General features: G+C 55.5%; 17 protein-coding genes. 4 read left to right on the top strand and 13 right to left on the bottom strand.

Annotated elements, in window-relative coordinates; all coding sequences use genetic code 11:
- Positions 1–39: 39 nt before the first annotated feature.
- On the top strand, positions 40–930 hold the full coding sequence (locus E0L21_RS16000) for a LysR family transcriptional regulator (RefSeq protein WP_131411191.1): 891 nt from the start codon (positions 40–42) through the stop codon (positions 928–930).
- Here E0L21_RS16000 and E0L21_RS16005 read toward each other — a convergent pair whose 3' ends face one another.
- The gene (locus tag E0L21_RS16005; RefSeq protein ID WP_017456727.1) at positions 931–1,410 is read right to left on the bottom strand and encodes a carboxymuconolactone decarboxylase family protein; all 480 of its coding nucleotides are present in this window, start codon (positions 1,408–1,410) and stop codon (positions 931–933) included.
- Positions 1,411–1,502: 92 nt separating this feature from the next.
- Here E0L21_RS16005 and pdxR point away from each other — a divergent pair, with 92 nt between their 5' ends.
- Entirely contained in the window at positions 1,503–2,921 is a 1,419-nt protein-coding gene (gene pdxR / locus E0L21_RS16010; RefSeq protein ID WP_131411193.1) for a MocR-like pyridoxine biosynthesis transcription factor PdxR, read from the top strand.
- Between the two features lie 165 nt (positions 2,922–3,086).
- Here pdxR and E0L21_RS16015 read toward each other — a convergent pair whose 3' ends face one another.
- The 10 genes from E0L21_RS16015 to sad all read right to left on the bottom strand — a co-directional run bounded on the left by E0L21_RS16015 (position 3,087) and on the right by sad (position 14,648).
- Positions 3,087–4,001: a bestrophin family protein gene (locus tag E0L21_RS16015; RefSeq protein WP_131411195.1), complete on the bottom strand. Its 915-nt coding sequence runs from the start codon at positions 3,999–4,001 to the stop codon at positions 3,087–3,089.
- A 287-nt stretch (positions 4,002–4,288) separates the two neighbouring features.
- Entirely contained in the window at positions 4,289–5,740 is a 1,452-nt protein-coding gene (locus tag E0L21_RS16020; RefSeq protein ID WP_131411197.1) for a tagaturonate reductase, read from the bottom strand.
- 116 nt (positions 5,741–5,856) lie between these two features.
- Complete coding sequence (locus E0L21_RS16025; RefSeq protein WP_131411199.1) at positions 5,857–6,381, bottom strand: GNAT family N-acetyltransferase; 525 nt, start codon at positions 6,379–6,381, stop codon at positions 5,857–5,859.
- 79 nt (positions 6,382–6,460) lie between these two features.
- The gene (locus E0L21_RS16030; RefSeq protein ID WP_131411201.1) at positions 6,461–7,429 is read right to left on the bottom strand and encodes a sensor domain-containing diguanylate cyclase; all 969 of its coding nucleotides are present in this window, start codon (positions 7,427–7,429) and stop codon (positions 6,461–6,463) included.
- 102 nt (positions 7,430–7,531) lie between these two features.
- Positions 7,532–8,524, bottom strand: coding sequence for a sensor domain-containing diguanylate cyclase (locus E0L21_RS16035; protein ID WP_131411277.1), 993 nt, complete (start codon positions 8,522–8,524; stop codon positions 7,532–7,534).
- Positions 8,525–8,714: 190 nt separating this feature from the next.
- On the bottom strand, positions 8,715–10,157 hold the full coding sequence (locus E0L21_RS16040; RefSeq protein ID WP_131411203.1) for a GGDEF domain-containing protein: 1,443 nt from the start codon (positions 10,155–10,157) through the stop codon (positions 8,715–8,717).
- Positions 10,158–10,215: 58 nt separating this feature from the next.
- Positions 10,216–10,581 carry a DUF4186 domain-containing protein gene (locus tag E0L21_RS16045; RefSeq protein ID WP_131411205.1) on the bottom strand — a complete coding sequence of 122 codons (366 nt, stop codon included), beginning with the start codon at positions 10,579–10,581 and terminating at the stop codon, positions 10,216–10,218.
- Positions 10,581–11,507: a glutaminase B gene (gene glsB, locus E0L21_RS16050; RefSeq protein WP_131411207.1), complete on the bottom strand. Its 927-nt coding sequence runs from the start codon at positions 11,505–11,507 to the stop codon at positions 10,581–10,583. The genes E0L21_RS16045 and glsB overlap by 1 nt, the downstream gene beginning before the upstream one ends.
- Before the next feature lie 62 nt (positions 11,508–11,569).
- Entirely contained in the window at positions 11,570–13,159 is a 1,590-nt protein-coding gene (locus tag E0L21_RS16055; protein WP_131411209.1) for a methyl-accepting chemotaxis protein, read from the bottom strand.
- A gap of 100 nt (positions 13,160–13,259) precedes the next feature.
- Complete coding sequence (gene sad / locus E0L21_RS16060) at positions 13,260–14,648, bottom strand: succinate-semialdehyde dehydrogenase (RefSeq protein ID WP_131411211.1); 1,389 nt, start codon at positions 14,646–14,648, stop codon at positions 13,260–13,262.
- 104 nt (positions 14,649–14,752) lie between these two features.
- Here sad and ptrR point away from each other — a divergent pair, with 104 nt between their 5' ends.
- Positions 14,753–15,631 carry a putrescine utilization regulator PtrR gene (gene ptrR / locus E0L21_RS16065; protein ID WP_131411213.1) on the top strand — a complete coding sequence of 293 codons (879 nt, stop codon included), beginning with the start codon at positions 14,753–14,755 and terminating at the stop codon, positions 15,629–15,631.
- Here the strand turns inward: ptrR and E0L21_RS16070 are convergent.
- Positions 15,585–16,064, bottom strand: a complete 480-nt coding sequence (locus E0L21_RS16070) for a GNAT family N-acetyltransferase (protein ID WP_131411215.1) — start codon at positions 16,062–16,064, stop codon at positions 15,585–15,587. The two genes, ptrR and E0L21_RS16070, sit on opposite strands and share 47 nt — an antisense overlap.
- A 150-nt stretch (positions 16,065–16,214) precedes the next feature.
- On the opposite strand from E0L21_RS16070, the gene E0L21_RS16075 reads away from it, so the two are divergent.
- Entirely contained in the window at positions 16,215–17,159 is a 945-nt protein-coding gene (locus tag E0L21_RS16075) for an L-lactate dehydrogenase (RefSeq protein WP_131411217.1), read from the top strand.
- Positions 17,160–17,285: 126 nt separating this feature from the next.
- On the opposite strand, the gene E0L21_RS16080 is transcribed toward E0L21_RS16075, so the two are convergent.
- Positions 17,286–18,077 (bottom strand): PhzF family phenazine biosynthesis protein, encoded by a 792-nt coding sequence (locus tag E0L21_RS16080; RefSeq protein ID WP_131411219.1) that lies wholly within the window; start codon positions 18,075–18,077, stop codon positions 17,286–17,288.
- Positions 18,078–18,153: the final 76 nt, after the last annotated feature.

Here is an 18,153-nt window from a genome sequence, read left to right on the forward strand (position 1 = left end):
GCTATGCTGCAAAGGTTGTTGCGAAATTCGGGATAATCTATGCATCGTTCAGGTTTGATTGAGCTGGAAGTGGTGATGGCGGTCATGCGCCGGGGCAGTTTTCGCGCCGCCGCGCAGGAGCTAGGAATGTCGCCCACGGCGGTGAGTAACGCGATTGCCGGGCTGGAAAGTCGCCTGGCGATTCGGCTGTTTCACCGTACTACCCGCAGCGTGGCGCTGACCGAAGCCGGACAGCGGTTTGTTGCACGCATTGGCCCGGCACTGCGCGAGATCCAGCACGCTCACGAGGAGATTCACAGCGTGCCGGATGAACCTTCCGGCACGTTGCGTCTGAATGTCCCGCAAGCTGTCGGGCAACTGTTCCTTGATGATCTGCTGGTGCGCTTTCTGGCGCGCTACCCGCAGATGCGCATGGAAGTCGCCTCCGAAGCGAAGATGATCGACGTTGTCGCTGAAGGCTACGATGCCGGGATCCGCCTGGCAGAGTCGATTCCGCAGGATATGATTGCCGTGCCGCTCACGCAGGATATCCGCATGCGCGTGGTGGCGACGCCGGAGTGGTTTGCCGCGCACGACACGCCGCAGACGCCAGACGATTTACGCCAGCACCAGGGCATTTGTATGCGCATGTCCAGTGGCGGAAATTACCGCTGGGAGCTGTCGCGCGACGGTGAGCGTTTGTCGGTTGCCGTTCCGCCACGGCTGTCGACCACCGATCTGTTTACCTCGATTGCCGCCGTGCGCGCGGGGCTGGGCGTGGGCTTTCTACCGGGGTTTTACATTGAAGAGGACTTGCGTACCGGGAGGCTGGTCAGCGTGCTGGATGAGTGGACACAGCCGTTTAAAGGGCTGTGTTTGTACTACCCCGGACACCGCCACATCCCTGTGGGGTTGCAGGCGTTTATTGCCTTTATCCGGGAGTCGCGTTAATTACTCAAGGTGCGCGCGATCGAGGCCGTAGGCTTTATCCAGCGCACCCGGTAAGGTTTGCGACAGCACCATCAGGCGGTTCCAGCTATTAATGATGGCAATGGAAAACGCCAGCTCGGAGAGTTCCACTTCGCTGAAATGTTCCCGCGCCTCACGGTACAGCTCATCAGGCACGCCATGCGCGTCGAGTTTGGTCAGCGCTTCACACAGCGCCAGCGCGGCTTTCTCTTTGGCGGTAAACAGCGGCGATTCACGCCAGATAGCCACATGGTAAATGCGCAGTTCGCGCTCACCGTGCAGTTTCGCCTGCTTAACATGCATATCCAGGCAGAATGCGCAGCCGTTGAGCTGCGAGGCACGGATATCGACCAGATTTTTAATACCAATATCCAGGCTGCTGGCGTGCGACGCCTGGCTGGCATCGCCGAGGGTTTTAATTAATGCCGGAACGGTCTGGAACAGATTTACGCGATTGCTCATCGTCTTTAGCCTCGTTTATGGATTCAACAGCCGCTATAGTACGCGCTTATGCCATAGTAAAAAGATGCAAAAACCATAAATAGAGGTAGGACATGAAGCCGGGTTATAAAGCCATTTATGAGCAGTATCGGCGCAGCATTGCCAGCGGGTTACTGAAGCCGGGTGATAAAGTCCCTTCGGTGCGCGTGCTGGCCAGTGAATTAGGCGTGGCGCGGAAAACCGTGGAGACTGCCTGGGCGATTCTGGTCGGCGAAGGTTATCTGGTAAGCCATGGCGCGCGCGGCACGCGGGTTAACCCGGATTTAGTGCTGAGCGAACCGTCTGCGTCGGACATGGCGCCTCAGACGTTAGACGAACCACCGCGGATTGCGGATGTACTGCGCGATCACCCCGGTTTTCTGCGACCGGGTATTCCTTCGCTGGATGCTTTCCCCTACAAAAAGTGGCTGCTGTTGTGCGGCAAAGCGGTACGTTCTATGTCGCCGCTGGAAATGACCAACCCGCCGCTGCTGGGTTACGCGCCGCTTCGTGAAGCGATTGCCCATTATGTGAATGTGTCGCGCGGCTTGTCCTGCACGGCGGATCAGATTTTTATCACCAGTGGCTATAGCAACAACCTGAGGCTGATCCTCAATGCGCTGACTACGGTGCGCGATAAAGTGCTGTTTGAAGATCCCGGTTACTACTTTGGCACCCAGGCGCTGAAACGCGCCGCCAATAATCTGCACTTTGTGCCGGTGGACCACAACGGGTTAAATGTCGACTATTTGCAGCAATACCACCGCGATGCTCAGTTGGTTTTTGTGACACCGTCACATCATAGCCCACTGGCTGTCACCCTTTCTCTGCCGCGCAAACAACAATTGCTGGCCTGGGCCAGCCAGCATAACAGCTGGATTATCGAAGATGATTACGACGGCGAGTTCCACTACACCCGCAAAGTACTTCCGTCTCTGAAAAGCCTTGATACTGATGATCGGGTTATCTATATGGGCACCTTCAGCAAGACGGTGATGCCAGCGTTGCGTATTAGCTATATTGTTATGCCGCGCGCGACACTTGCCGCGTTTCGTGAAACGGCAGAACTCACCGAAAGCGGTCAGCCAGTGCTGACGCAGAAAATCCTCGCGGCGTTTCTTGGCGAAGGTCACTTTTATAAGCACTTAAAAAAGATGCGCACACTCTATTCGCAGCGCAGAAAGTATGTGCTGGACGCACTGGAGCACGTTTATCCGGGGCTTTTTACCGTCGAAGTGAGCGATGGCGGGATGCATATCACCGCGTTTTTACGCACCAGTACGCAGGATATAGAGGTGGCGAACATCTGGCAGCGGCACCAGTTGCAGGTTAGCCCGCTCTCTCGCTGGTACAACACACCCGCCAAACGCTACGGTTTGATTATCGGTTATACCAATGTACGTTCGCAGGAAGAGGCGCTGGCGCTATTGCAGCGCCCGGCTGAGGAAACACGGGCGCTGCTAGCGGCCAATAATGTTAAGGCAAGCTACTGACGAAGGAGAGATCCCACGCCGTGGCGAGAAGCGAGAAGCTGACCAGCAGGGTCAACGCTAAAGAGATAGTTCTGTCGGACTTTTCCATCGCACGTCCCTCTCTGTTGTGGGTTTCGCTATCAGACTGAAAAAATCGTAAAGATGGATCACTCTCCAGAACAAAGTTTAGGTGAGTTGGTAATTTTTGCCTGGTGTCATTTTGTGCGGAAGCACATCGGCATCCACCATTTGCAATAAATCAATTTCGATGGCGCTGCTGATAGCGTCCAGCGGCAGATCGTTATCCTCTTCACCAAACGGGTCTTCCAGCTCTTCTGCCAGCGTATCCAGCGAAATAAAAGTGTAGGAAATCAGCACCGAGATAAACGGGGTCATAAAGTGCAAATCTACCACCAGCGCGAACGGGAGCATGATGCAAAACAGGTACACGGTGCGATGCAGGATTAACGAATAGGCAAACGGCAGCGGCGTGGTAAAAATGCGCTCGCAGCCGGAGAGCACGGCGGACATATCGTGCAGCCGCTGATTGATGCTGCTAAATAAAACATCTGAAAGCGCGCCCTGTGCCCGGCGCTCACCTAACCATTCGCCCATTAACAACAAAATGCGATTGGCCGGTGAATGCGCGTTCAGCACGTTATGCAGATCGTTTGGCGTCAGGTATTTCGCCAGCACGTCGCCCTGTGGCTTGCGTCGCAACGTCATGCGCAGAGAGTGGGCAAAGGCGATTTGCAACTGAATAAAGTGCCGTAATCCCTCGTCGTCTGGCAGCGTGGTTTTCACTTCACGCAGCAGCGACCGCGAGGCGATCATCAATTGTCCCCATAACATCCTTGCTTCGCTGTAGCGGGCAAAACAGGCATTGTTACGAAAACCTAAAAAGATAGCGATAGCCACGCCGAGAATGCTGAACGGCGCAACGGTCAGCTTAATTCCCAGCGAGGTGTACCACGGCAACATCAAGATCACGGCGATGGAGAGCAGGAAATTCATCAGCAAACGCGACGTGATTTTTGGCAGTACGGAACCGTGCCAGACGAAAAGACGGGGAAGCCAGTGTTGTTGAGGTCGAACGATCATCTTGAATTGTGTGCATTAGGGAGAGCGGCCCTATTAAACGTGATCGCAATCACAGTTGCAAGTTTGATAATAAATTGTGACGGATAATCACTCTGCCCGACGATAGCTGGCGCAGAGGTTGCTGAAACCTGTTATACAACTATTTAAAAGTATGTTGTAACTAATGAATGATAAATACAACATTCCTGCGAAGTTACTCCTCTTGCCGCTCAGCGGCTGCACAGCTAGCCATGATTAAAAAAAAACCCGGCCGGAGCCGGGTTAGATATTCACTTAGCAACGTGCGATTAGCACAGCGGTTTAACTGCATCGCGCATGCCGCGCAGCAGGATAGCGTCCAGATCCAGCGAAACCTGTTCAACCAAACCAGAAACTTTACTCAGATCCTGCTCCCAGTGATCGCTTACGGACAGCACCGCTTTTACCAGTTCGCTGGTGCTGATCTGGCGATCGCCGTGCTGGCTCCACAGCTGCTGATAACGTTCAATCCAGTGCGCGTCGTCCTGCACCGGATACGCCTGCCCGTTACGCTCACCGCGATAGAACGCAATCAACGCCGCCAGCGCAAAAGTCAGGCGCGCCGGCAGTTTGCCGTGGACTTTTTGCCCTGCCAGCAACTGCGGCAGAATACGGGTGCGGAATTTGGTCATGCCGTTCAGGGCAATCGAAAGCAATTGGTGTTTGATATACGGGTTACGGAAACGCCCGGTCACCGCACTGGCGAAAGATTCCAGCTCATCGCGCGGCAGATCCAGCACTGGGATAATCTCTTCGTAAATCGCTTTTTCCACAAACGCGCAGATTTCGCTGTCGTTCATGGCCTCGCCGACAGTATCCAGACCCGCCTGATACGCCACTGGCACCAGTGCAGTGTGCGCGCCGTTGAGGATTGCCACCTTGCGCTCTTTATACGGTTTAATATCGTCAACAATCAGCACGTTAAGCGGGAATTTATCCAGACGCAGCTCAGACGCCAGCGATTTCGGCCCCTGAATAACAAACAGGTAGAAATGTTCAGCGGTATCAAGGAACGAATCCTGGTAGCCCAGCTCCGCTTCCAGTTTCGCCACTTCATCACGCGGGTAACCGGTAACGATCCGGTCAACCAGCGTGGAACAAAACGCGTTGGCAGTATCCAGCCACTGGGTAAACGCGGCACCCAGCGCCCACTCCTGCGCATAACGCAGCACCAGCTCGCGCAGCGCGTCGCCATTATAGTCAATCAGCTCACAGGGAATGATCACCCAACCTTTGTCCGCCGCCCCCGAAAAGTGTGTGAAACGTTCGAACAGCAGGCGCGTCAGTTTTGCCGGGTAGCTAACGGCCGGGGCATCTGCAAATTTATCACCCGCGTGGTAGCTAATGCCCGCTTCAGTGGTGTTTGAAAAAACAAAGCGGATATCCGGATTATGGGCAAGTTTCAGGAACTCGTCGTACTGCGAATAGACACTGATTTCACGGTTCACAGAGCGGATCAGACGCGCGTCGCTCACCGCTTCGCCCTGCTCGTTCAGACCGCGAATAATCGTGGTATACAGGCCATCCTGAGTGCTCAGGGACGGCGGGAAATCACTTTGAATCGGGCGAACAACCACCACACCGGCGTTAAGGTCGGTGTGCTCATTCAGCAGATCGATTTGCCAGTCGACAAAAGCGCGCAAAAAGTTCCCTTCGCCGAACTGAATAATACGTTCAGGGTATTCAGCGCCGGGAAAGTTGCGACGGTTTAATGTGTTCACAGTGGGTTCCTTTTTTGATTAGTCATACAACCTGGGAAGATTGGTGTAATAACTTACCAGACTTTTAGACCATGAAACCCTGTTTTGATCAAAATGAGATGTCTTATTGGCGGGAATTATACGAACTTGTAAAAAATTGTCGTCGCCGTCACATTTCCGTCTGGCATCAGCGCGAAGCGAGGGATCTCACCCACACGTTGCCAGCCGCATTGCTGGTAGAACTGTTCCGCCCCGCTGCCGGTGGAGGTATCCAGCACCAGCACGGTTTTGCCGTGCGCCAGCGCTTCGTTTTCCAGCGCATCCATCAGGCGGCGCGCCAGCCCCTGACGACGGGCTTTTTCATGCACCAGTAACTTTGACACATCGGCGCGATGCGGCTGATTTTCAGGTTGTTCGAGCACCACTTGCACGGTGCCGACAATCTCCCCGGCATCATCTTGCGCCACCAGCACAATGCGTTCCCCGCGCGCTGCACTTGCGGCAACGCCAGACCAGAATTGCAGGGATTTCTCACGCGAAAGTGGATGCATAAAACTGACGGAAGCACCGCCGGAAACACAGTTTTCCAGCACGTCACAAAGGGAATGAATATGTGATGCGAGCGCTTCGCCCGCCAGAGAATGGATATGATAAGTGGTCATTTTTGTTCCTTAAAAATGACCACTATCAGCTTTACAACTTATTAACACAAGTCCATCAAACATAGGTTTTTGTGATGGATCAGCGGCCGCGATGATTGCGCTCTTTCATGGCATACATCTGTTGATCTGCCGCCTTCATCCACGGCTTCAGTTCACCGCAGCCATCATGATCAAACTCGCTAATCCCCCATGAGAACGCCAGCTTCCACGGCTTACCGGAGCTCTGATTCCATGCGTCAACCTGTTCGACCAGATGCTGCATTGCAATCCATGCACCTTGCTCATCGGTATCGGAAAAGAGAATCGCGAATTCATCGCCGCCGTAGCGCACCCGCAGATCCGCTTCGCGCAGGCTGGCGCTCATCACCGACGCCATCGCTTTCAGCGCTTCGTCGCCCTCGGCATGGCCCCAGGTGTCGTTAATCTCTTTAAAATTGTCGAGATCGATCCACGCCAGCGTTAATGGTTCCGCGCGACGACGCGAACCCACAATGGCAAACTTCGCCAGGCTTTCAAAACCGCGGCGGTTAAATAAACTGGTCAGTTCGTCCGTAGTGGCCGCGCTCATCACCGCGAACTCATCTTCAACGATCATGGCAAAATCTTTCAGGTAGTCCCGTTCTGCGTCCGTGAACTGCCGCGCGGTGTTATCCACCAGGCAGAATGCGCCAACCACCGCACCGTCCGGCAAACGTAAGGGATACCCCGCATAGAAGCGGATATCCATCTCGCCGGTCACCAGCGGATTATCAGCAAAGCGATCATCGCCGTGGGTATCCGGAATGATCAACGGTTCGGTATGCAAGATGGTGTGACCACAAAACGTGATCTTCCGCGGGAGCGGTTCACGCACGGTACCCGAAGTAGATTTAAAGAAAAGCATCTCTTCATCGACCAGCGTTATTAGCGCCGCGCGAACATCGAACATGCGCTTAGCCAGCCGGGTAAGCCGGTCAAGACGCTCGGTGACACCCGTTTCCAGAAGCCCGGAGTCGCGCAGCGACGCCAGTCGTTGTTCCTCATCTGCGGGAATAGCAGGTATTTTCATAAGGGGCCGTTTCCATTCTCAGGCTGTTAATGCGCAACACAATAAAAAGTGTCGTTAATTTCACGGCATACAGCATAAAGCGTAGCTTATTCAGCACGTTTGTCAGTGTGAGTAGATCTGGTTTTTTCCCAGCCGCTTTGCCTGGTAAAGCGCGTCGTCGGCGGCTTTTAACCAGTCGGTAACACTGTGCATTTCCGGTAGCGCACTGGCGATACCGATGCTCAACGTACATTTGAACGCATGCTCCTGCATCACTGTCATTACCGCAGCCGCATCCATGATCCGGGTTGCCACCGCATACGCTTCTTCTGCAGGCGTATCGGGCAATAAAATCACAAATTCATCGCCACCGAGGCGCGCGGGCGTGTCCGTTGTGCGGGTGGCAATATGCAAAATTTTCGACACGGTGACCAACAGCATATCGCCAATTTTATGGCCAAAGCGGTCATTCACCTCTTTAAAATTATCAATATCGATAAACATCAACGAAGAGTGGCGCGGCGTCACGTGCAGTTTTTCCAGCTCGTACTGAATCCGTTTTTCCAGCAGGCGGCGATTGGCGATATCAAGCAACGGATCCATCATCGCGATACGCTCAAGCTCGCGGCTTTTTATCCGCAACCTGACGGCAATGCTGTCCGTGAGTACGCTGAGTGCCAGGATATAGATCCCAATGAGCGGCAACGAGGCGAACATCGTTCGCTGTGTCACTTGCAATTCCAGCGGCATGCCAACTGCCAGCCAACTGAGCAAGAACGCCGCAAGCATGGCCAGCGCCGCTTTACGCATCAATACAAACCCACCCGCCGATAAGCGGTCAGAGAGTAAAATAGTGGCGATCACCACTGAAGGCAGCGGGTTGACCGCCATCAGCGCAATCCAGAATCCGCCCGCGCCGGCGTCAAAGACCAGGTGTTGATGTTCAATTTGCAGCGGCATCTTCGCGTTGCGCGCGCGTAAAAACGCGACGGTAGGCCATAAAAACGCATTGGCACACAGCAACACTACGCTCCACACGGGGCGATGCAGTTCAAGAAGGACGGAAAGAATGGGGAAAAAGCAGAGTAGCGTTCCCAGAATACGCATCAGATACATTCGCCTGGCAAAACGTCTGCCAGGGATCCGCTCGTTTTTATTCAAATTATCTGATCCGCTCATAACGCGATGATTCCGCTACGTATACGCAATAATAGTATTGACGATAAAAATTAGTAGCAAGCAATTTAATAAGTTATCGATATTAATTGCCGCTATCGTCATCATCAGGTGCGAGACGCGCGAGGAATTATCCGCTGATAGCGCTTCCCGCTTTTTCCGGCGCGTTATGTTCAGCATCTGTTATGCAGTTACGCCCGCGTTTTTTCGAGCAATAGAGATTTTCATCCGCCAGCGCCAACAGCGCGTTGAACGTTGTCGTTAATTGCCCGGCCTCGGCTTTCCCATGGCTGATACCAATGCTGACCGTTAAATGCAGCGTTTGCTGCCGCCATTTGAAGGGGTACAGCGCCACTGTTTCGCGCAACGTTTCCGCCAGATGTTTACCTTCACTGGCGTCTTGTGTTGCCACGACCACAGCGAACTCCTCGCCGCCCATGCGGGCGAGCACGCCGCGCTCGCCCAGCGCCTGCTGCACTTTTCGCGCAAAGGCGGTCAGCACACGGTCACCACATTCGTGACCGTAGCTGTCATTGACACTTTTGAAGTAATCAATATCCAGCAACATCACCGTGATGTGTTTGTCGGCAAAGCGTTTTGCGTCGCGGTTTAACGACTCATACAAACCCGAGCGCGAATAAACGCGGGTAAGGAAATCGAAATCGGCGCGCAGGGAAACCTGGCGCATCAGGCGATTTATCGCCTCAACGCTGACCGAGACAATCACCGGGCAAATCGCCATGGTGGCAATCCCCAGGCGCGCAGAGAACATATGTGGTATCTGCAGCGGCGAACTGACGAAAATATTGATATAGCCACTGGCGACAAGGATTATCTCCAGCCCACCGGTCAGCAGCGTCACCAGGCAAGTCAACGGCAGCGAGTAACGCACCGCACACCAGATCAGCGCCGGGAGCGGAAATGCCAGGCTGCCTGCGCCGCCAATCGCGACCGACGCCACAATCGATACGCCGACGGCGAGCACCGGCATTAAATTGCGCATCTCCACATTAAGCGGTTTACGCGGCCAGTTCATGGTCAGCATACAGGGCAGGATCAGCACACCTGTTGAGAACTGCTCGCCAAACCAGTCGGCCAGCAGCAGGCCAAACCCCTGACCATTGATCCCCACGGAGCCAAGTGCGCCAAAAAACGCGCACAGCAGCGCGGCAAGCAGACAGTAACCAAAGAGTTTCAGCGCGTTAACCGGCTCCGGCGCTTTGGTCATCTGGTTGCGTTCAAGCCCGATAAGCTGCGCCATGGTGATGATAAACACCATATTGGAGAAATTGATAATCAGCGACGCCAGGCCCCAGGAGGTGGTGATGGCGTCATACGCCAGCATGGCAACATAGCTAATCAGGTAGTAATGCCAACGCTGCAACCAGGCATAACGTGCGAAAACACCGGCCATCACCGCATTGAGCGGCCAGAAGAGGGAAAGTTCTTCCACCAGGCGCATCATCGCGCCCAGCAAATAAAACAGCGTTGTCAGGATAAACACCATGGCCGCATTGCAGTACGGCGTCTCTTCCCGAAAAAGACGGAAAGGGGATGAAAAAAATGCACGCATCAAATCTCAATCCATATCACTAACGTTGCTATCGTCCCGCAGCACCAGCGGTGCAGGCTTACCCGACCGGCGCATTCATCTGAATCACCAGCCACTGGTAAATCACCTCAACAATGTAGTGTTGTTGCGATTCCGTTAGCGCCTGACCATGCGGGATGTTATGCCACTTTTCCAGACATCCACGGCAGCAGGTGGCCGTGGCATGCTGAGCGATAAACACCGGGTGCCCGCGCATTGGCGTCTGTTTACCATCATTTTGTGGCAGTGTTGGCGCCAGCCGTTTTGCGACAAAATCCGCGGCGTGGGAAGCAATTACCTCAGCACCTTTATCCAGGCAGTACTGGCGCTCTTTCACCCCGAGGCGAAAGCGCGAACGGAATGTTGACCGTCCCAGCCGGGCAAACAACGGCGCGAAATCATTCATCAATAGACCGATCTCCCCAACTTGCGCGTTAAGGCTTCCAGTACCGCGACACCGGCCAGTGAGTTGCCCGCCTCATCCAGCTCCGGGCTCCAGACCGCAATCGCCATCTCATGCGGCACAATCGCCACAATGCCACCGCCGACCCCGGATTTCGCCGGTAACCCGACGCGCCAGGCAAACTCGCCGGCGTTCTGGTACATGCCACTGGTCGCCATCAGGGCGTTAATCTGCCGCGCCTGCATCGGCGTCACCACCGGCGCCGCCTGCTGCGCGCTGTGTCCGCCATCGGCGAGAAATAAAAAGGTGCGCGACAATTCGGCACAGCTCATTTTGAGTGCGCAATAGTGGAAGTAGTTCTGTAACACGGTGGCGACATCGTTATGAAAATTACCGAAGGACTTCATCAGCCAGGCAATGGCCATGTTGCGGGCGGAGTGCTCGAATTCAGAACGCGCCACCAGGCTGTCGTAAGCGATATCCGGCGCAGCGCAGAGTTTGCGCACAATTTCCAGCATGCGCTGGCGCGGCGCGCTAAGGCGGCTTTGCAGCATATCGCACACCACCAGCGCCCCGGCGTTGATAAAGGGATTACGCGGCTTGCCCTGCTCAATTTCCAGCTGTAACAACGAGTTAAACGGCTGACCGGAGGGATCTTTGCCCACCCGCAGCCAGATCTCCTCTTCCGCGTAGTGGTTCATCGCCACCACCAGACTCAACACTTTGGAAATTGACTGAATAGAGAAACGCTCGTCGGCATCGCCCGCCTGGAAGTGTTCGCCCCGCACAGTGCTGATGGCAATGCCCAACTTGTTGCCGCTCACCGACGCCAGCGCCGGAATGTAATCCGCAACCTTGCCGCGCCCCAACAGCGGGCGAACTTCAGCGAGCACCGCTTCCAGTATGCCGTTATCCATCACCGTTGCCACTCTGACTCCTTGCCCACAGGCCAAAAATGGCCTGCGAGTATAACAGAGGCGAATGAATTGCGTCAGGCAGGAAGTCGAAAACGCGCAACCGCTTGCATCAACTGATGGGAATCGTTGTGCAGCTTTTCGGAGGCTTCGGTTGCGGTCGAGACCAGTTCGCCAGTGCGGCGGGCAACATTGTTGAGTGAGTGCAGGCGCCGCGTCATTTTATGAATGCTGTCGCCCTGACTGAGGGTGGCGGCAGAAATCTCGCTCAGCACACCGCTTAAATGCCCGACCAGCCCGGTCACTTGCTGCAGGTTATCTTCGAGACGGCTCACCGCGTGAGTGCCGTCATTGATGCCCTGCAATGAGTGGTTGATCAATTGCTGAATGGTTTGCGTGGAGTGGCTGCTCTTGCGCGCCAGCAACCCCACTTCTTTCGCCACCACTGCGAAACCGCGCCCATGGTTGCCCGCATGCGCCGCTTCAATCGCCGCGTTCAGCGCCAGAATATTAGTCTGGAAAGCGACGCCATCAATCATCGCCACAATGTTGCGCATCTCCGCCGAGCGCTCGACAATCTCGCGCATCGATTGATTCACCGTATCCATCATTCGATCGCCACCGGCGGCCACTTCCCGCGCCTCATCGGCCTGTTTACGTGCCTGCTCGGCAAAGCCGGTATTGCCTTCGACATGCGATTCCAGCGTGGCGATATGTTCGGTCACATCCGTTAGCTCTTGCGCCTGTTTCGCTGACTGCTGATACAGCGACTGGTTACCCTCAGCCAGGCTACGAATGGTACTGACCATCGACGAAGTGGCGTCGCTGACCTGCATCACCAGTTGCTGCAACCCCTGCTGCATGGTGCCAATGCTGAGGCCGAGCTGGTCAATTTCACGGTTAAAACGTTTAACAGGTGGTAATGGCGTGCCAAGATCGCCTGCCGCCAGAATATTGATATGCGCTATCAAGCTGCGCAGCGGCGTAATGACCCAGCGCGACATGGCAAACCAGACCAGCACCGCAATCACCACCAGCAGCGCAGGCACCAGCACAAACACATGCTGCAATTGCGCAAGGTTATTCATCAACGCCTGGCGTCCCTGTTCGGCGCGCGCTTCGCTGGTCTGCTGGAAACGGGCGTAGTTGTCATTGAAATCCGCCTGAAACGCCTGCGCAGGCACGGCAAAGAAAGCGTCAATGGACTGAGTTTTCACCAGCCCGTCGGCCTGCTCTTTCAGCGCACCGTAAAAGAGCTGATAGCTGTTGATCAGCGCGTCGTCTTTAGGTGGGTTGAGCGCCAGCCATGCTTGCCAGGCTTTTTGCGAGGTCTCCAGCGCTTTGTGGGTTTCATCCATCAGGCTGTGCCAGCTCCCTTCCGAGCCGGTCTCTTTATCCTGCATAAAATAGACGCCTGCCCGGTTGAGCAGATCGCTTGCGGTCAGGAGCGCAATGCGCGCTTCGTCGACCTGTACCTGTTGCAGGTGCGCTTGTTGGTTGAGTTGTTCATTATGCTGTGCGCTGCGTAGCGACGCGGAAAGGACAAACGAGGAGGCGATTTGCAGCGCTGAAAATAACCCGATGATGCAGAAAATCCCGGCGAGCAAACCAAACTGTCGTGGAGAAATACGCCGCAAAATACGGCGGAAAATTTGCTTTAAGTTCATGATATTCTTCTATAACCACAAAGTTGCCGTGAGTCTACAAAAGGATCATGACAGGTCCATGACAGCCAACAGTGACGCGCCCCGCCGGGGCGCGTTTGGCTTACAGACGATCTTTCCACACCGTCTGGATATTGCAAAACTCATGCAGGCCGAAGTGCGAAAGCTCGCGGCCAAAACCACTCTTTTTCACGCCGCCAAAGGCCACACGGGCATCGCTGGCGCTGTAGCCGTTGATAAACACGCCTCCGCACTCAAGATGTTCGGCAAAATGCTGCGCCTGCGCAGGATCGGCGGTAAAGACGGTGGCGGACAAGCCGAAATCACTGTTGTTCGCCATCTCCAGCGCATGCTGTGCATCGCGGGCCGTCGCGATCGCCGCGACCGGGCCAAACAACTCCTGGCGAAACGCGGTCATGGCGGGTGTCACACCGCTCAGCACGGTGGCCGGGTAGTAATTCCCTTCGCCCGCCGTTTTCTCACCGCCCAGCAGTAGCGTTGCGCCCTCTTTGATGCTGGCTTCGACCTGCGCATGCAGTTCATCGCGCAGATCAAAGCGCGCCATTGGCCCCAGGTAGTTCTCTTCCACGTCCGGCGCACCCTGTTTTAACGCGGCGGCGGCAGCAACAAATGTCTCCGTAAAGGCCTGCGCAATGCCCTCTTCAACGATAAACCGTTTCGCAGCGGCGCAAACCTGTCCGGTGTTCTGGTAACGCCCTGCCACAGCGGCTTTCACCGCCAGTTCAAGGTCTGCATCGTTGAGCACAATAAAAGGATCAGAACCGCCCAGCTCCAGAACACATTTTTTCAGCGCCGCCCCGGCTTGCGCACCGATAGCCGCTCCGGCACGCACGCTGCCGGTCACGGTAATGGCGGCAATGCGCGGATCGTTAATCGCCTGGCTCACACCGTCGTTGGTGGCGTTCACCCAACCAAAAACGCCTTGCGGGATCCCGGCTTCGGCGAAGATCTCCCCCATTAACGCCGCGCAACCCAGCACGTTTGGCGCATGTTTTAGCAAATAGCTGTTGCCCGCCAGCAGGATCGGCACTGCACCGCGCAGCACCTGCCACAGCGGGAAGTTCCACGGCATCACCGCCAGAATCGGCCCCAGCGGGCGGTATTCAATGGTGGCACGCTGCTGCTCAACCTGCGTCGGTTCGCTGCCAAGCATCGCCGGGCCGTGCTCCGCGTACCAGTCACAGAGCGCGGCAGATTTGTTCACTTCCGCACGGGCCTGCAAAATCGGTTTGCCCATCTCCAGGCGGATCATCTGCGCCATCGCTTCCCCGCGTTTACGCAAAGCTTCGCCGAGGTGACGTAATTTTTCCGCGCGTTCGGTAACCGGCAACAGCCGCCACTGGCGGTAACCGCTGGCCGCCAGTTCAATTGCCGTATCAACCTCTTCATGGCTGGCCCACGGCGTTGCACGCAGGGTTTCTCCGGTTGCCGGGTTGATGGAAAGCGCGTGCGTCGTTGAGGAAATAGGCATACATACTCCGCTAAATAGGTTCAGGACTTGCGCAAGGATGGCGCAATTTGTTATTTCTTAAAACTGAATAATATTAACTTCACCGTTCACGAAGAGAGAATGGCATGGACTTAACCCAGCTTGAAATGTTTAACGCCGTAGCGCAGACCGGCAGCATTACCCAGGCGGCGCAGAAGGTGCACCGTGTGCCGTCGAATCTGACGACGCGCATTCGCCAACTGGAGTCCGATCTTGGCGTGGATCTGTTTATCCGCGAAAACCAGCGCCTGCGCCTTTCTCCCGCCGGGCACAGTTTTTTGCGCTACAGCCAGCAGATCCTCGCGCTGGTCGATGAAGCGCGCATGGTGGTCGCCGGTGATGAGCCGCAAGGCCTGTTTTCGCTCGGCGCGCTGGAAAGCACCGCCGCGGTGCGCATTCCGGCGACGCTGGCACAGTACAACCAGCGCTATCCGCGCATTCAGTTCGATCTCGCTACCGGCCCTTCCGGCACCATGATCGATGGCGTGCTGGAGGGGCGGCTGAGTGCGGCGTTTGTTGACGGCCCGATTATGCATCCTGGCCTGGAAGGCATTCCGGTTTACCGCGAAGAGATGATGATCGTCGCGCCTGTCGGTCATGAAGTGATTACCCATGCGGCTCAGGTGAACGGTGCCAGCATTTACGCGTTTCGCGCCAACTGCTCTTACCGTCGCCATTTCGAAAGCTGGTTTCACGCCGATCGCGCCACACCGGGAAAAATTCATGAGATGGAGTCTTATCACGGCATGCTGGCCTGCGTCATTGCCGGGGCGGGCCTGGCGCTGATGCCGCGCAGTATGCTGGAAAGCATGCCTGGTCATCACCAGGTGGAAGCCTGGCCGCTAACGGAGAACTGGCGCTGGCTCACGACCTGGCTGGTGTGGCGGCGCGGCGCAAAAACCCGCCATCTGGAAGCGTTTATTGCTCTGCTGAATGGCGATCCGCAACCAGCGCCTTGTGCATAAAAATACTCAGCGGATCGGCGTTGTACGGCGCAAAAGCTTCACACATTTGATAACCGCAGCGCTGATACAGTTTCACCGCAGCATGCTGTTCAATGCCGGTTTCCAGCCGCAAGGTATGACACGATTGTCCGGCGGCAGCCTGCTCCAGCGCGGCAATTAATTTTTCCCCCAGTTGCTGGCCGCGATGGCGAGGATCGATAAACACCCGCTTCATCTCGCCGCTGCCGTCGCCGTTCAACACCACCGCGCCACAGCCGACAGCCTCGTCGTGATGCACAATTTTTCGCAAAATCAGCGTCCCGGCGGGTAACGCCGCTAAATCAATCAAATGGTTACTTTCCGCCGGGTAAAGTGCGCTCTGGTAGGCGTCCAGGGCTTCGATCAGGGCAATCAGATCCGGTTGTGTGGCCGTGGCATCAACAATGCGGTACATAGCAAACTCCTTGTTATTAGTCTGTTAAAAATAAACAAGAACTTGCCACCACTGTCATATGAATAACCTATAGCTACGCCTCCTGACGTTGCACTCTGAAGAATATAGGTTGTACCTTACGCAACATACGATGCAGAAAATGGAATATTCATGAACACCAAAGCCCGGAAAGTGATGATTATCGGCACAGGCAATGTCGGCGCGTCTGCCGCTTACGCCCTACTGAACCAGAACATTTGTGAAGAGTTAATTCTCGTGGATCTGGACCAGAAACGGGTGGAAGGTCACGCCCAGGACCTGGCAGATGCCGCAGCCTATATGCCCGGTATGATGACCATTTCCACCCGCCCGGTTGAAGAGTGTGCGGATGTGGATATTGCGGTGATCACTGTTTCCGGCGGCGCGTTAAAACCAGGACAAACGCGCCTTGATGAACTGACCAACACCGCGCGTATTGTTAAAAATATCGTGCCTTCCATGATGGCAAACGGCTTTAACGGTATTTTTCTGGTGGCAACCAACCCGTGCGACATCATTACCTGGCAGGTGTGGAAACTTTCCGGGCTGCCGCGCAACCAGGTGATTGGCACCGGCGTCTGGCTGGATACCACCCGCTTACGCCGCGCACTGGCACAGGCGCTGGATATTGGTGCGCAAAGTATTGATGCGTTTATCCTCGGCGAACATGGTGACACCCAGTTCCCGGTGTGGTCGCATTCGTCGGTGTACGGTTCGCCGATTGCCGATGTTTACCGGCGCAAAACCGGCCAGCGGCTGGATGTCGACGCGCTGGCGGACAAAGTGCGCCGCCACGGCTTTGAGATTTACGCCCGTAAAGGCTGTACGGAGTATGGCATTGCCGGAACCATTGCCGAGATCTGCCGCAATATTTTCACCGGCAGCCACCGCGCGCTGGCGATCTCCTGCATTCTGGACGGGGAATATGGCGTCAGCGACGTGGCGATTGGCGTACCGGCTGTGCTGGCGCAAAACGGGGTTCAACAGATTATTGAACTGCAACTGGAAGGTGACGAAGTGGCGAAATTCAACCACTCCGCAGAGGTTATTAAAGCGAATATCGCCCGCTTGCCGTAACTGACACCGTTAACCAGCAATGGGTTTGCTATGTCCGTGACTGTAAACCGCGATGGTGTTGAAGTGATGTCTGCGTCTGCACATTGCAGGAAGAAATCGGCCCGGCGAAACAATGCCGGGCTGTGTTTAGCGTAAGAACACTTTGCCCAGCAGATAGAGCGTTGCCTGACCGCCAATCAATACGCGATCGCCGCGCCATTCACAGCGTAAGTCGCCGCCGCGAGCGGAAACTTGCCGCGCCAGCAGGCTGTTTTTACCCATTTTCTCGCCCCAGTACGGAATCAACATACTGTGCGCCGAACCGGTCACCGGATCTTCCGCCACCGATTCACCCGGGCAGAAGAAGCGGCTGACAAAATCAACGTTTTCACCGGGCGCGGTCACGCAGACCATTTTGCCAAGCGGTTTCATTGCCGCGATATCCGGCGTTAAGGCTTCTACCTGCGCCTGATTTTCCAGCACCACCAGATAATCCCGCGCCACGCGCACTTCTTTGGCGCTTTCTATGCCCAGCGTTTTCAGCAGCAGCGCCGGAACCGGGCTTACCACTTGTGTCGACCAGGCCGGGAAATCCAGCGTCAGCCAGTCGCCGTTGCGGCTCACTTTAAGTTCGCCCACAAACCGGGTGGTGAAGAGGATTTCGGTGTCCGGGTAATCCAGATATTCAAAGATCACGTGGGCGGCGGCGAGTGTCGCGTGGCCGCAAAGATTGATCTCATCTTGCGTGGTGAACCAGCGCAGCTCAAAACCGCTGTCGTTACGCACGAAGAAAGCCGTTTCGGACTGGTTATGCTGCTGCGCCATGCGAAGCAGCACATCATCCGCTAACCATTCAGTCAGGGGACAGACGGCGGCGGCATTACCGCCAAAAGTGCGGTCGCTAAAGGCGTCGACCATATAGAAATCGATGGTTTGCATAGCATTTCCTCTTTTTGTCTTCTGTTTTTGAGCGCTATTGGGAAACGTTGCAACAGGTATTTTTCATATGGATAGA

Origin of the sequence: Kosakonia quasisacchari, from assembly GCF_004331415.1 — a bacterium.
Classification (GTDB): Bacteria; Pseudomonadota; Gammaproteobacteria; order Enterobacterales; family Enterobacteriaceae; genus Kosakonia; species Kosakonia quasisacchari.